This window comes from Lysinibacillus pakistanensis (assembly GCF_030123245.1).
Taxonomy (GTDB): domain Bacteria; phylum Bacillota; class Bacilli; order Bacillales_A; family Planococcaceae; genus Lysinibacillus; species Lysinibacillus pakistanensis.
In genome coordinates, this window is record NZ_CP126101.1 from 4,675,530 (window position 1) to 4,691,564 (window position 16,035).

The 16,035-nt window shown below is 36.2% G+C and carries 12 protein-coding genes; 2 read left to right on the forward strand and 10 right to left on the reverse strand.

All coding sequences use genetic code 11. The features are described from left to right. Window positions 1-24 precede the first annotated feature (24 nt). From QNH24_RS23280 to QNH24_RS23315, 8 genes are all read right to left on the reverse strand, one after another. Entirely contained in the window at window positions 25-1,008 is a 984-nt protein-coding gene (locus QNH24_RS23280; protein WP_283869760.1) for a ring-cleaving dioxygenase, read from the reverse strand. Window positions 1,009-1,056: 48 nt separating this feature from the next. Then, window positions 1,057-1,491 carry a MarR family winged helix-turn-helix transcriptional regulator gene (locus QNH24_RS23285; RefSeq protein WP_283869761.1) on the reverse strand — a complete coding sequence of 145 codons (435 nt, stop codon included), beginning with the start codon at window positions 1,489-1,491 and terminating at the stop codon, window positions 1,057-1,059. Window positions 1,492-1,690: 199 nt separating this feature from the next. Beyond that, entirely contained in the window at window positions 1,691-2,152 is a 462-nt protein-coding gene (locus QNH24_RS23290) for a YusW family protein (RefSeq protein ID WP_283869762.1), read from the reverse strand. 94 nt (window positions 2,153-2,246) lie between these two features. Beyond that, window positions 2,247-4,469: an S-layer homology domain-containing protein gene (locus tag QNH24_RS23295; RefSeq protein ID WP_283869763.1), complete on the reverse strand. Its 2,223-nt coding sequence runs from the start codon at window positions 4,467-4,469 to the stop codon at window positions 2,247-2,249. Window positions 4,470-4,571: 102 nt separating this feature from the next. Further along, window positions 4,572-5,861 (reverse strand): glycoside hydrolase family 18 protein, encoded by a 1,290-nt coding sequence (locus tag QNH24_RS23300; protein WP_283872926.1) that lies wholly within the window; start codon window positions 5,859-5,861, stop codon window positions 4,572-4,574. Window positions 5,862-5,982: 121 nt separating this feature from the next. After that, a complete protein-coding gene (locus QNH24_RS23305; protein WP_283869764.1) occupies window positions 5,983-6,543 on the reverse strand; it encodes a hypothetical protein in 561 nt (186 codons plus the stop codon). 35 nt (window positions 6,544-6,578) lie between these two features. Further along, entirely contained in the window at window positions 6,579-7,091 is a 513-nt protein-coding gene (locus tag QNH24_RS23310; RefSeq protein ID WP_283869765.1) for a hypothetical protein, read from the reverse strand. Continuing rightward, the gene (locus tag QNH24_RS23315) at window positions 7,091-7,600 is read right to left on the reverse strand and encodes an RNA polymerase sigma factor (RefSeq protein WP_283869766.1); all 510 of its coding nucleotides are present in this window, start codon (window positions 7,598-7,600) and stop codon (window positions 7,091-7,093) included. Before QNH24_RS23315 ends, QNH24_RS23310 begins: the two co-directional genes overlap by 1 nt. Window positions 7,601-7,755: 155 nt before the next feature. Between QNH24_RS23315 and QNH24_RS23320 the strand changes: the two genes are divergently transcribed. Both QNH24_RS23320 and QNH24_RS23325 read left to right on the forward strand, forming a co-directional pair. Next, complete coding sequence (locus tag QNH24_RS23320; RefSeq protein WP_283869767.1) at window positions 7,756-8,175, forward strand: hypothetical protein; 420 nt, start codon at window positions 7,756-7,758, stop codon at window positions 8,173-8,175. An 11-nt stretch (window positions 8,176-8,186) separates the two neighbouring features. Further along, window positions 8,187-13,277 carry a DUF4132 domain-containing protein gene (locus QNH24_RS23325; RefSeq protein ID WP_283869768.1) on the forward strand — a complete coding sequence of 1,697 codons (5,091 nt, stop codon included), beginning with the start codon at window positions 8,187-8,189 and terminating at the stop codon, window positions 13,275-13,277. A 62-nt stretch (window positions 13,278-13,339) separates the two neighbouring features. Here QNH24_RS23325 and QNH24_RS23330 read toward each other — a convergent pair whose 3' ends face one another. Both QNH24_RS23330 and QNH24_RS23335 read right to left on the reverse strand, forming a co-directional pair. Continuing rightward, the gene (locus tag QNH24_RS23330; protein WP_283869769.1) at window positions 13,340-14,071 is read right to left on the reverse strand and encodes a hypothetical protein; all 732 of its coding nucleotides are present in this window, start codon (window positions 14,069-14,071) and stop codon (window positions 13,340-13,342) included. After that, on the reverse strand, window positions 14,064-15,401 hold the full coding sequence (locus tag QNH24_RS23335) for an AAA family ATPase (RefSeq protein WP_283869770.1): 1,338 nt from the start codon (window positions 15,399-15,401) through the stop codon (window positions 14,064-14,066). The genes QNH24_RS23330 and QNH24_RS23335 overlap by 8 nt, the downstream gene beginning before the upstream one ends. Between the last annotated feature and the right edge of the window lie 634 nt (window positions 15,402-16,035).

Sequence of the window (16,035 nt, forward strand, 5' to 3'; positions counted from 1 at the left end):
TTTCTGTTACTGGATGAATTAGTATTACTCATATTCTTTATCGAACTTTTTTGTACTTCTTACAGTGTCAATAGGACGAACAAGTTCTTCAATCTGAGCACGCTTTGGCTCTAAAAATGGTGGCAATGAAAGTTTTTCACCTAAAGTTTCATAAGGCTCATCCCCCATAAATCCTGGCCCATCGGTGGCTAGTTCAAATAAAATTTGTGGGGCTACTCGTGCATAAAGTGATTCAAAGAAGTGACGATTAACATAACCAGAAGTATGGAAGCCGAAGCTATCAAATCGTTCAGTCCATTCGTTCAACACAGCACGATCCTCTACTCGGAATGCGGCATGATGAACTGTACCAAAGCCTTGACGTGCTAAAGGTAGAACACTGTTGTATTCAACAACAAGTTGAGCACCGTTGCCTCCCTCTCCTACCTCAAATAAATGGAAATCTCCTTCCTCAGCAATTTCAGAAAAAAGCATCACCTTTTCTAGCACATCTTTGAAATATTTAAAATTAGCAACTCGAACAAATACTGGCCCTAATCCTGTTATTGCATATTCCAAAGGGATTGGCCCATCTTTCCATGGAGTCCCAGATGCAACACCATTATTGTGCTCATCAGAAATAAGTTGATATTGCTGATCGTCGAAATCAACGAAAGATAAAGTTTTCTTACCAAATTGTTCTTTAATGCCAGTATGATTAACCTGTAATCGGTCAAAACGTTTCACCCAATAGTCCAAAGCGGCATCCGTTGGTACACGGAAGGAGGTTTTTGAAATCTCATTTGTTCCATGCACGCCTTTTGGAATGTTCGGAAAATCAAAGAACGTCATATCTGTACCTGCGTTGCCCTTATCATCCGCAAAGAATAAATGATATGTTTGAATGTCGTCCTGATTAACTGTTTTTTTCACTAAACGCATTCCTAACACAAAAGTAAAAAATTTATAATTTTCTTCGGCACTACTAGTAATTGCTGTAACATGATGAATCCCTTTTAAATGATTCATTTAAAACCCTCCTATTATCTCGATTTCGAGATATTAATGTAAATTTGTTCATTTATTAATCGCATTAAAACCAATCTTCTTTAAAGATAGAATCATTGTTTTCAGTTCTTCAGGGTCTAATACTTCAAAAATTTCATTAATTTTTTGTTCATGCTTTGGGAAAATTTCTTCCAATAATGCTCGTCCCTCATCTGTTAAAAAAATATAAGTGACACGGCGATCCTTCGCACAAGCAAATCGATAGACATAGCCTTTTTGTTCAAGCTTATCAATAACATAGGTAATACTGCTACTTGCAATTAATATTCTCTTTCCAATCACTTGAATCGGTTGTTCCCCACGATGGTATAAAAATTCAAGCACTGAAAATTCGGTTTGATTTAAATCATATTGTAGTAAATCTCTTCTTGTTGCTTCCTGAATCGTTTGATATGCACGGAACAAGACCGTAAAAGCCTTTAAATTACGATTGTCTTCCCTCATACCACTCCCTCTTTCTATTTACCTCGAATTTAATTATCTTTAATTCGAGATAATAATAACATATATTTCTTTATACGACAATTAATTTGTTTTACTCAGAAATTGACTTTCCCCTTTATAGCACTACTTACTTCTAAGAAATAAAATCCACCCATTAATAGATAGCTGGATTTTAATGGATGAATTCAGCCTGCATCATTTACTTTAGACGTTTAAATTCTTTTTCATTCCCATCAACAAATTCTACTTCAATCTCAATTGATTGGAAGTCCTCTGCAATATGGAATACGGAAATAACCTGATCTATTACTTCATCATTTGGTGTAGTGGAATCAAACGTCAGCTGCTTAAAAAGAGGTTCCAGCTTCGTATAAGCTGCATCTCCCTGAAGATTTTCATTATTTCGGGTATCCTGTAATTTTGCTGCTATGCCGGACTTTTTATTTTCGTATTCAGCTTCATAGGAATCTGTCGCAGAATAGTCAACATCCAACGAAAACTCTAAAAAATTGAAGGGTACTTGATCTGTTGCGGTATCTCCGACTTGTTGATTATTTTGTTGAACTGGAGCATTTGTCGGCATATCTTGCGCCTTTTCTTTTGTACAGCCATAGAGCGTGATAGTCGTAAAAAGAATAGCCATAAAAAATTTAATTCTCATCCTTACACTCCTTTCTTCTGTTATTATTTCACCTTTGTTTAAAAATTAACCCAAAAAGGGTATCTCCAATAATCAGGAGATACCCTTTCTATTTTTAAAAGAAGCGACTGTTATTACCTTCGCCAATAGCTTTAGCTAATCGCATTGTTGAAACAGCTAAATCTGCATATGATACTTTCTCAGTAGCGTTGAAGCTATTTTGCTGTGCATCTATTAATCCCATTGCACTTGCTAAAGCCACATAGCCAGAGTATGCTGGATCAATTGAGCCTGCATCAGCAAAGTTTAATTTATAAATATCGCTATGCTTAGCAGCTTTCTCTAATCCTAATACACGAATATACCATTCTGCAAGCTCTTGACGAGTCAATGTTGCATCAACATCAAATCGATCTGCTGGCTTTAAAACGCCCATTCTTACGGCTTCTTCAACTACTCCATATAATGGATGGTTTTTATCAATATTTGTGAAGGATTGCTTTTCATCACCTTCTCCATATCCACCAAAATAGCCATATGTGAGAGATTTAAGCATAATTTTTAGTGCTTCTCCCTTAGTCACGCCAGTATCAGCATTAAAAGTAGCTGGGTCTTTAATCTCTAACACATTTTGACTAACCAAATAATTTAACTCTTTTGCTGCTGTAGGATGTGAAATCAATGGTTGCTCTTTTTTATCCTCAATATTAATTAACCACTCACCAGTAGTTGCATCAATTTGATTAAGTAAATTACCACCATAAGTTGGTGAATACACTAGATCATAATGATTCTTATCCTCACCACTTTGTTTAGCGTATTGCAATTGTAATTTAAGTGCCTCACGATAAGATTCTTTTGCTTTATCAGCAGAAATCGCCTTATCTACAGATGGCCAATTATCGATTTTTTGGTTAGAAATATACAATGAACGTAATGAGCCATCAGAACCAATACTTACAGATATTTCATCTCCTACCACAGCGATATCATTTACAACACGCGGGAATGAGAAGTAATATTCTTTACTATAATCAGCTAATACAGCATCCTCTAATGGTTTAGAATAATTATGCACATAGGAAGGAGCCCATTGCTTTAAGTATTCAATCGCCTTGTTCAATGCTGCATCCTTAGAAATGGTTGTAGTCTTATCATTAGACTTTACGAAATCTCTAGTTAAATCATGATATTGAATAATTTCGCCTGTTGCCTTATTTAATTCAAATGAGGAGCCTATGCCACCATTATCATACATATACGTATAATTTACAGAGTAAATTGTTTCCCCATTTTGGTTTTCTCTTTCATCAATCATATCAATTTGTAACTTAGCTTTATCAGGATCAACCTTTAAGAAGGATTTTGCAAATTCTTCTACTTCAGCTAATGTCATACCCTTCTTTCTTGGTTCAAGCGGTTGTGAGGATAGCTTTTCTACGCGTTTTACTTTCGGTACCTGTGCCGAGAAGCCATTCACTGTTTGCCATTGACCATTTAAAGCATGTACCCCATTAAAGCCTATTGCTGGTGCATAAACAAGCTTCACTTTACGCTGATCTGTTTGGAAATCATAATCGACTGTGTAACGCAATTCAACTGCTAAATTATCACGAATTTGGGCAAGAATATCCGCTTCAGTCTTCTTCTGCTCTACACTATCAAATGTTGCCTTGCTAAGAGGCTCTGTATTGCGATAAACACTTGTAATTTCGCCATTCGCAAGGACTTCAATAGTAAAATATTGCTCGCTGATTGCCACACCATTTTGAGTTGGTGAATAGACAAACGAATAAGCAATTGGCTGTGATAATGGTCTGCTCATATTAAAATAGTAGTCAGAGCCAATACCATTTTCCTGAAGCTTATAGTTTTCAGTATTTGGGAATTTAGCTAAGAATTCCTTTGCAATTTTTTGTGCATCAGCTTCAGAATACTTTGCTGGATACATTGCATCTGAAATATCAGAAGGTTGATAATAGAAATTCTCTAGTTCTAAATCGTCTCCCTTAAATGTGAAGCTACCATAAATCTCCTTACCATTTACAGTCTTATGGAAACTTATATCATAACGAATTGTTGTATCATCTGTATAGTAGTGTCCGCTTCCTACATTTAAATCTTTCTCTGTTAAGAAATTAAACTTATCAGGGAATATTGCATGCAATTTATTGATAAGCATACTCTTTGTGACTTTTGTCTCCGTTGAAGCTACTTGAATTTCAATTCTCTCTGAAGATTCCTTTACATTGGCAGATGCTTGTGAAATTGGTGAAAGTACCCCGACAGTAAATGCTGTAGATGTTAGTATAATACCTAACTTTTTAAACTTACCCAAAATATCCCTCCTAGAAAACTATTTACCATTTATTATAATATACATTTCCAAATTTGGAAACTCTATTTACAGAATATTACCGCTTAAAAGAAAATAGAATAGTTATTTTTTCACCACATCGAAATTGGAGCCTATTAATAACCAATTTTGTGGGAATGGTAAACCTAGTTTCCAATAACCCACTCCTCGAAGTTTATATCGCTTTATTAAATCGAATTTGGCTTGAATGGATCTTGCATCTTCAAACCAAACAACATGTGCCCTGCCCTGTTCGTCATAGTATTCAAAGAAAGGAGCTTGGGCTCTCCTATCATACTGAATAGCTGCATTATATTTTTTAGCAATTTCAATAGCTCTTTGTGGACTAACTGCTTCAGCAATAGGACCTCCTTGTACAAAAGGCAGTGTCCAGTCATAGCCATATAAATTTTGTCCTAGGATAATTTTATTTCTAGGAATTTCACTAATAGCATATTTAACAACTGCCTCTACCTCAGGAAGTGGAGATACTGCCATAGGAGGACCAGCAGAATATCCCCATTCATAGGTCATTAACATCACAAAATCCACAATTTCTCCATGTGCTCTATAATCATGTGCCTCTGTCCAAGGACCACGCTCATTTGCACTCGTTTTTGGCGCAAGTGCTGTGGATACTGTGTACCCTTGTGGATGGAATCTACTTACAGCTCTTCTTAAAAAATTGTTATACGCCTCACGTTGATCCCCTGGCAAATTTTCAAAATCAAAATGGATATCTTTAATGCTCCCTAAACGCCTTGCTTCTTCAAGAATATTATCGAAAAGCAAATCCTGTACAGCTGTACTTTGAAAAATATCTCGTGCTAAATCACCGCTAAAGCTAAAATTCTCTAAATTTGAGATAACCATTGCTAAGGAGGCTCCTGTATCATTAGCAATTTGCGTCACACCCTGACTTGGTGGTTTTTTAAGTGTCCCATCCCGCCTTGCTTCATAGCTAAATAAAGCAAGATACGTTAAAAATGGTCCTGCTTCTCTAGCCTGACTCAATAATGGCTCGCTAACAGATGTTCCTCTCGGCTCCAAATATGCCAAAGTTTCAGCTCTTGTTTTAGGTGAAGATGGAATATATAGTCGCACCCCAACAGATAACGGCTGGTTTGGATTCATATTGTTGACCTGTGCAAGTGTTGCATAATTAATACCGAAGCGCTGACCAATGGACCATAAACTATCTCCTGGCTGCACATAATAAAAGCTTCCGATAATCGGAATAACAAGAGCTTGCCCTACGACTAGTCGATTTGGCTCTGGAATTTGATTGGCATCTACTATACTTTGAACCGTTGTCCCATACGCCTGTGCAATCCCCCATAAAGACTCCCCAGCTCGTACAACATGTATTTGAATGACATTGCCTCCTTCAAGCGTCATGAAATCATACCTATAAAGCTTATGAAATAAGGAAGGAAAAGATGCCATTGCTCAGTAAGAACAGATTCCCTGAAACAAAATAAAGTGCATTCACTTATTATTGCGAATGTACCTTGTTTTCTTTGATTCTCTTATAATATTTATTACACGTTCGACAAAGATTTAAAAATAGGAAAAAGGAAAGCAACTGTAATAGAGAACCTATAAAATGAACATTTTCCCGCATACTTGCATTTAAATTTATTGAAAATGCCTGTATCACAAAGCCGCAAAGCATAAATGCCATGAATTTCTGGTATGTTCTAAATGTTTTAGCTTCTAGAGGCTTATTTTTATGAATGTGCAATAATAATTGGAAAACAAAATACATAAAGACTATGAATAAAAATTGCATAAACTGTACCCCAATGTCTCCTAGTATCTTATAGCCTAGCCATCGATCTAGCTCTACGAAAAAAGACATTATCATTAAAATAATGGCAAAATTTTTCGATAAAGGCTTTAAGTTATGAAAAGACGGCAACAGATGAATACCGTATGCAAAAGATAGATAGCCAATAAAATCTGGTAATATATCAGTATCAGCTTTTCCCAAAAACAATAAATCTATAAAAATAAAACCCACTCCATTAACTAAATAATCGTAAGGATTTTTCATTATTTTCTACCTCCTTCAATTGTACTTTTCATCAATTACTTATCATGCTCCAGTTGAATTTCATCTATTTTGTCTTGCTTAATCGAATAATCGTAGGATTCACTATAGCTCGGTTTAACAATAGATTCATCGATGTTTTGATTCTCTGCATAGACTAGGTTCCCAACCCATGCCAGGAAAGACAATGCGAATGTCATGTAAACAAGTTTTCCTCTCGTAAGCCCCTTGAAATAAACGAACAATATAAAAAATGAGAGCGCAGACATTAGGAAAATGAACAATATATTTGAAAGATTTTTCTCCTGATTGATGGTTAACAATGCAGCGTTTTTCAAATTGAATGACTGCTCGGTACCAATTCTGAATACAAATAACAGAACGGCCAGTGTCACTGGAATAGTTAATATTGTCGCTATAGAAAATCGTTTTATCTTCTTTATAGGAGTTTTTTCAAGGCTCTGACGCAATTGCTTTGAGAAATCTATATTTGGATCTTTATCAGGACGTTTTTTTAGTGCGTCAAATAACTCATAATCACGTTCTTCCATCAATCGTCCCTCCCTACTTTTTTTCGAAGCCTTGTCATTGCCCGATGAAAATCAACCCGTACCTTCACTTCCGAAATGCCCAAAATTTCAGCGGTTTCCTGAATCGTGTAGTCTTTTAGCATTCTGCAAATAATGATTGTTCGATCATGTGATTTTAATGTCATTAACGCCTCTTGTACTATTTGCCATTGCTCATTTTTCTCTATAAATTCCAGAGGTTTTGATACTTCTTTCAATACCGGCTGCCAGCTAAGTTTTTCTATTAAAAGTCTCTTTACTTTTTCCCTTCTATGTATATCTACTGCTGTATTTCGTGCAATTGACAATATCCAGGTTTTTACTTTATCCATATCCCTTAAATTATCTAACTGCTTCATCACCTTGAAAAATGTCTCCTGTGTAATATCCTCCGCCTCTTCTCTACTATTTGTATAATAAAGCGCAAAATGATACACATCTAGATAATAAGAATCGTACAAATGTTCTATTTTTACTAGACTCTTATCCAAAGCTTCACCCCACTTTCTACACTCAGAAATAAGTCGTTACAACAAATAATTCGTTACACTTTTCCCACTTTTTTTTATATAACTAGCGTAAAATGCCTTATTCTTTTCATGATTTACTCTCTTGTATAATGAAATTACTGTAAGGAGGTGTTAGTTTGCGTTTATTTTACCAGCAAAAAACAATTGGAAAAAAGTCGCGTAAACTTCAAAAGATTGCATTTACAATTGAAGAGCCTGTCCATACCTTGAAAGACTTACTACTACAGCTCGTCACACAGGAGGTTCAGAATTTTAACGAAAAGGCGTTGGATACACCGCTTCATATTTATCTAACTGAGGAACTATTAGAGGATGCTGTTCATCATGGCAAGATACATTTTGGTGAGAAAAAAAATGCCACTGTTCAGTCTTTAGAACAGGCTAAATCGACAGTGATTCAAGCTTTTGAAGATGAACTGTTTTTAGTAGTCCAAAATGAGGAGCAATTAAATTCACTTACAACACCACTAACAATTCAAGAAGATGACGTTTTTACCTTTATAAAATTAACGATGCTAGCAGGACGAATTTGGTAAGGAGGAATCCCATGACACTTTCTCATGAACAAAAACTACAATTTCAAAGTAAAATTGATACCGCACCATCGGCTATTCAACCAATAGCTACAGCATTGCTTCAATATATGGATACACGTGATTATAATATTGAGCAGCAAATTGCTGATTTGAAAATCTCAACACTTGAGGAGCTATTTACAGGTCCACTAATTGATGTACTAACACTCTTTTCTTCACAGGAACGAGCACAAAATATTAAGAAGCTGGCATTACGTTATGATACAGCAATGTTTCAGACTGGTATTTTGCGTAGATCGTTTCGTTCCGCACAACCAGTACAGGATCACCTTTTTCAATGTCTACAATTAATTGAAGAAATGCTAACATTTGAAGAAATCAATTTACAGGAATTATTGACGAACCACGGTCAATATGAACATGGTACATATCCTAACTATAGCTCCTATGTGATGAAGCAAGAGAATATAAAGGTAATGCCATTTAATGTTTTTGAGCAATTGCTTGCTGAGGAGCTATCATTACAAAACCCAGCTATTGAGGAAGCTATTGAAAATATCCTATTTGATGAACATCAAAGTAGCTTTTTTGGCTATCCACTAATACGAGGGATTTTTAAATCAACCAATAGTCGCCTGCATGAAGCACTTGGAAAGCTATTAGTTGCGGCAGCAAGGCAAGAGGGGCTACGTCAAGCTATTGTTGAGAATATCGATCATGGTACCTTAGATGCACAGCTTACAATCATGAAGCTTATTCAAGAGCACCAGCTAACTCGCTTCTCCTCAGTTATTCGTGCTGTCGATACTTGGATGGGACTTGGCTATAATAGCTTTGAAAATCAAAAGATTACAGAGGAAGTCTTGTCATTAGCGATTCAAGCTATTGAAAACGACAATTTCACTAAGGAATTACTGCAAAGCGAACGAACAATAGATATTTACGTGGCACTCTGGGCAATTTCTACAAAAGATTACATGCAGCTTGATATGGTTTTGCCAGAGTTGCTAGGACGCCAAAAGCATGTCCAGCTTACAACACTTGCGTTCTTAAAAAATTTAGGAAAAACTTCCTTTACTGCACAATATGTCAAAGATATTATTTTAACAACAAAGGATATTGAGCTCTTTACTTTTGCTTGGGGGAATTTCCTCCATGTAAATAACTATATTAACAGTGAATATGCTAGGGATAACGATTGGTCTAAAGATTTACAAACGTACATGCAAGAAAATACACAGCTTCAAAACATTGAATATCCGCTATTTAATCAGCTCGAATGGGCAAAGAGTGAGGTTTCAAAGGATGGTCTAACAATTGCAGGAAAACCCCTATCTTTCGTATATGCGCACATATCTTTAGAGGACATTATTTCAACACAAATTATTTTGGCCCATCATTTACAAGATGAAGAATTATTTCAACGTATTATTGCGAATGCGGATGCCTACTCACCTACTAGCAGAATTGGACTTCTTAATATTTATTGCCTTGATAATTCTACACAAGGAAAGCGCGATTTTCTATTTAGCTCTTTACGAGACCGAAGCTCTATTAATCGTTCCCTCGCGCTCAAAAAGATACAGCTATTAACACCTACTGATCATGAAATTTTAAAAATTGAGGATCTTTTAGCAAATAAATCTGGCTCACTTCGTAAAGAGGCTATTTCTCTCTTAAAGCTACAGTCACAAGAGAAAATATTGCAAAGTGCCGAGCGACTTATACAAGACAAGAAGCAATTAAAAAGACTTGGTGGACTTGAGTTGTTATTAGAAGCCTCAAAAGAATATCACTTATCAAATGAACAAATTACAGCTTTATGCAAGACGCTACCAAAAGTTACTGCAACAGAGCAAGTGCTTTTAGATCAATTGTTAACAAGCGATATTCCAGAATATAACGAGGAAAATGGCTTTGGCTTATATACACCACACCCGCCTATTCAATACCAAAACATTTCTAATATTGATATCAAGGTAGACGGTGAAGAGGCATGGAAGCAGCTAATTCCAATTTATTTGCAGGCACAAATGCCACTTGAGAAATTTTTTGACTATGATGTTCATAAACTTTTAGCAAAGCTTGAGCGACTGATTCAATTAATTGATGTTCATGCTCATTATGAGTATGAGACATACCAGTGGAATGATACTCTAATGACAACAACCTTAGGACAAGACTATAACATTATAGCCTCCAAAAAAGAGAATAGTAAAAACGCTAGTCTTGACGTCCATCCAATACCTGAGGAAATCATACAGTGGATAAAAGAAGAAAAATTCAGCACAGAGGATTTAGCTTATTTCAACTTTTATAGTAATCTGTCTCAATACCCTGCTGTCCACGAAATTAGCGAAGCAGCACACGCTCTTATCGCTCCAATCCTTAACTATGCACAAATTAAAGAATATATTGCTAAGTTCAATGCGTTAAAGCATGAGCAAACACTGGATCGAATTTTTACTGTGCTTTCACAGGATTTAGACAATTTGTCTGGGGAGCAGGAGCTTCATAAACAAGCAGTCGAACTTTTAGAACAACATTCACAAGGGTTCAATGTTTTCGAGCAAGCAATTGGTATAATGCTTCAGCTGTTATCTCAAATACCACCTGAACAGTGGAAGCTCGAAGTAAGAGATAAGGGGTATTATTATTATCGTTCGACTTCCACTATAGTAGATTTAGATGTAATCGATGCCTTTGTTGATAGATGCTTCTCAGGCTATACGACGTATGGCGAATATGTCAAAATGCTCGCTATTAACGAAGAATTAACAAAGCGCATGCAAAAGGAACAGTACAACCCAAGTGTATATAATTTAAGCTTATTCCAATATTTAGATGCCCTTCAGGCAGGCTTATTCACACAGGATCATTTATTTGAGGCCATTTTCACGAATACATTAGCTTCTGAGGTATTGATAGCACCTAATAAATTAATCGAAAAGTATCAAAAGTCATTTGAAGATTTATCGACTCTTCTTGCTATACGTGAGCAGGCAATCAAGCGAATTTTAGAAATTGAGCTTAAGCGCGGCGATATTCCTACTGCCGTAACGAAGCTTGCAAGCAGTATATCCTATATAGAAGGTATTGATTATTTCTTTAAAATTTTACAGGCACTTGATGGAGAAAAGCTTGCTCGGGGCTATATTTGGCAGGCAGAAACGAAAAAGGATGTTTTCTCACGTCTTCTTGCAAACTGCTATCCTAAAAAAGAGGAATCTGCACAGCAGTTAAAAGATGCATGGGAAAAAACAGATATTTCAAAAGAGCGATTAATTGAAGCAATGATGTATAACCAGCATTGGATCGATCTAGTTAGTGAAGTAATTGGCTGGGAAGGCTTAAAAGAATCTGCATGGTACTTTATCGCCCATACAACCGACTACTTATCGGATTTTGCTAAAGATCAAATTGCCCTCTTCTCAAGCATCACTTCCGACGATTTCCGAGATGGTGCATTTGATTTAGGTTGGTTCCAAAGTGCCTATCAAACAATTGGTGCAAAAAATTTCAAGCTTGTTTATGATGCCGCAAAATATGCATCAGAAGGAGCAAATCATCGTCGAGCACAGCTTTATGCCGATACTGCAATTGGAAAACTCAGTCCAAAGCCATTAATGAAAGAAATACAAGATAAACGTAATAAAGACAAGCTTCGTGCACTTGGTCTTATCCCATTAAAGAAATCAGATGAAAAGGATGCTCTAATACGTTATCAGTTTATTCAACAATTTTTAAAGGAAAGTAAGCAATTCGGAGCCCAACGTCGTGCAAGCGAAGCACGAGCAGCAAGTATTGCACTTGAAAATCTAGCACGCAATGCTGGTGATGGAGAAACAACAAGATTTACATGGCGAATGGAGCTATCCGCCTTTCATGAAATGAAACATTTATTTGAAGCACAGCAAATCGAGCATATTACGGCTCATTTGCAGATTAAAGATGATGCTGATGTGGAAATTATCGTGACAAAGGATGGAAAACTTCTTAAAAATATCCCAACAGCATTGAAGAAAAATACACAGGTCATTGCATTACAAGAGGCACGAAAAGAGTTGAAGGAGCAATATAAACGAGCACGGCCAGCGCTTGAACAGGCAATGGAGTTAGAAACAGTCTTCCATGCTGAAGAGCTCATCAATTTATTAAAGCATCCGATCCTAGCTCCTCTTCTACAAAAGCTTGTCTTTAAAAGCGATGTGTATATAGGAATGCTCACTGCAGAGGGCATAAGGCTACTATCAGGTGACATCATTTCACTTGCACCAACGACAACATTAAAAATTGCCCATCCATATCACCTACTTGAAAGTGGTCAATGGCGTCAATGGCAGGCTTATATGTTTGAGCACAAAATAAAGCAACCGTTTAAGCAAGTGCTCCGTGAGCTATATGTGATAAATGAAGATGAAAAAGGGCAAAAAAGATCATTGCGCTATGCAGGACACCAAGTAAATCCATCTCAAACGGTAGCCCTTTTAAAAACAAGAGGCTGGCAAATTAGTTATGATGAAGGACCTCGTAAAGTGTATTATAAGGAAAATATTGTGGCCTCGTTATATGCACAGGCAGATTGGTTTACCCCAGCAGAAATTGAAGCGCCTGCAATTGAGGGTGTTTATTTCTATAATCGTTTAACTGGCAAAAGCATAGTCTTAGATGATATTCCTGCAGCAATTTTCTCTGAGATTATGCGAGATATCGATCTCGTTGTTAGTGTTGCGCATGTTGGTGGTGTAGATCCCGAGGCAAGTCATTCTACAGTTGAAATGCGTAGTGTGATTGTGGAAGAATTAACAAAGCTATTAAAACTTACAAACGTAGAAGTGAAAAAACAGCATGCTCTTATTGAAGGTAAACTTGCTAGCTATTCACTACATTTAGGTAGTGGTGTTGTCCATCAAATGGGTGGATCAATGATTCCAATAATCGCTGTACAAGCGCAGCATCGTGGACGTATTTTCCTACCAATGGTGGATGATGACCCTCGTACAGCCGAAATCATGTCGAAGCTATTACTACTAAGTGAAGATACTAAAATTAAGGATCCTGCCATTTTAGGGCATATCCGTAGCTATGAACAACAGCGTTAACCTGTGCACACAAACAACTGGTAACATTTTAAAGTGCCCTCCTTGAACATTGGAGGGCACTTTTATTGTACATCAGATTTAATCATTTCAAATAACAACGGGACATTGGTTCCTCTTTGCAATGAATGACAGCCATCCATTAAAAATGCCCAGCTTTTTTTCATTTTTTCTCTATATGGCAGCTCTTGACTAACTGGTAGAAATTCTCTTAAATACTCCTCAATAGTACCAGTGAGATTTTCCATAAAATCATCGGTCTTATGCACTTTTTCTGTTGGAATTTCATTGCGCTCATTCCATAGTACATGTTCTAAGTTCGTAGAAAAATAAAATAATTGATAGGGTACTTTTAAACGGTTAATGCTGAAGTGGTCATTCGCCACTAAGATCCTAGCATTATTCGCTTTCATTTCATTACGTTGCTCAATTTGCTCTTTGCGTTTATCCGAATTCACTAAGATTGCATCCTCCGTATAAAACAAATTTTGCTCGATATCCTCCTTCACCTTAACAAATTCTGGTGCAATAAAGCAGCCATCTGCATCTGTGATATGAACAACAGCCGTTAAATCCTTTGCTAAAAATTTATATTTATTTAAATAGCCCTGGATTACTTTAACAACACTATTTTTGATATTTGGGATACGCTTATTGGCATCCCATTTTGTCAAAATATCCTCACGCTGAACGTCAAAGCGAATCATTGAGTTTGCAAAATATTCATCTAAATAATCCTCTAAGATAATCTGCTCTGTCTGTCCCTCAACAATAATTAGGAGAATTTTTTTAGTCATGCTGCACACCTGCTTTTCTAAATGCACGCTTCATTTTAAATGATTTTGTTTCCTTATAAACTTCCTCATCCTGACCACCAAGCTGGATAGCACGTAGGTAGACATCCCTAGCATTATTTACTTCCTTTATTCCTTTTAGCTGTATATAGCGGTGATCTTCATTTGTTGTTGTAAACCATAAATTTTTAATGGCTAGCACCTCTAACACACGTAAATTATGAGATGTAAAGATAAGCTGACCTTTTCCATCCTCATCTATCACTGTTAACAACTCACCTAACAAATATTCAAAAACACCAGAATCTAATTCATCAATAACGACACATGCATTAGGATTGTTGTATACCGCAATAAGCAAGCTAAGGACAGAAATAATTTTTAATATCCCCTCTGACTCCGTACGAAGCGGTAATTCACGTTTTCCCCGCTTGGATAAAAATTCAAAACGAACCCCTTTTGCCCCACTATCCATCATTTGTTTCGTAATAACATTAATTTTTATGGTCAGACCTGGGATAATTGCTGACAATACTTGATTACTTTGTTCGACAACCTCACATAACACATAGAAGGTCTCTTCTGGCAATACTGCTGGTCCCTTTAAATCATATGGTATTAAGCCTCTAGTTCTCTCTAAATGGATACTAAAGGGCATGATTCGCTCCTCAAACAATGGTGCGATATTTTGATTATTGATAACATGAAAATCTTGAGTAAAATCAATCGCTATATTTTGAAGAAGCTGCATCTCCAGCTCCGAAAGCTGTTCTTGTAATAGAGGCTTTAAATCTTTATGGAAAATAAATGACATATATTGTCTTCTAGCTAATTGCTGTACAACTAGCAATTGAATACGTGCTTGTTCATTCAAATCAGTCAGTTTAGCATTACGTAGCTGCACATCATCATCTGTAACAGCAATTAATATCTTCGTACGTTTACCCTTGTCATTTTCTCGGTACGTAAGTCGTTCATGTACTGTGTATAGTCGATGCTCATCCTCTTGTAGCTCTACATAATAATTGACAAAAAATGTACCAAACTGATTTTCCACAAGAAACTCAAAATCTATGCTAGCCTTACCCTCTCCTGCCATCACTAAGCGTTTTTCTTGTACAGGTAATTTCACCTCTGCTATCCAGCCTGAAATTAGTGCCTTCAATATACTGAAGGCATCGACAATCGTTGTTTTACCTGAACCATTCTGTCCATATAAGCCTACAACATTGGCCTGTAAAAATGACTCGAAATTTACTGCAATGGAAATCTCCCCATGACGAACATTTCGTAAATTATGCAATATTATTTTCTTAATCTTGATAATTGCCATTATGCAAACACCCTTTTTTTCTTATTATAATGAAAATCAGTATATTTTATAACAATTTCAATTTTAAGTATACTCGTCTAAAAACTAGTGGAATTTTGAATATAGGCATAAAAATAAAGAAGGTGTGTTTCATTGGTATATGTTACTCCCGACGATTTTAATCAACAATTTTATTCTGGTATAAAAGAATTTGGGTACTCTCTCTACTGGCACTAATCAAGGCAATAACAGATTTTTGAATCAGAAGGAAGAACTGATGATGAAATCCTGTTAAATATAGGGACAGTAGAGGTCAATCAAATAAGGGACAGCCTCTATCCTCGATATAATTCTCTCTATCCCCTCCTCAGCTACATCATAGCGAACAATAGCCTAATTTCCGGGGCTTACCAGGAATAGTGTCTGGCATTTTAGGGAACTCAAGATCAAATAAAAATGCTTTCTACTAGTTCATTTTAAACTAATGGAAAGCATTTTATATAAAAATAGGCTATATGCTTCACCTATTTCTATCATAATAATATTTGTAATTGAAAAGACCCAATTTAAAAAATAAAAGATGTTTTTCACCTACAATTTAATTCCTAAAAACAACTTCATGAATGTCACTTCTTATAATTAAATATTTAAAAAT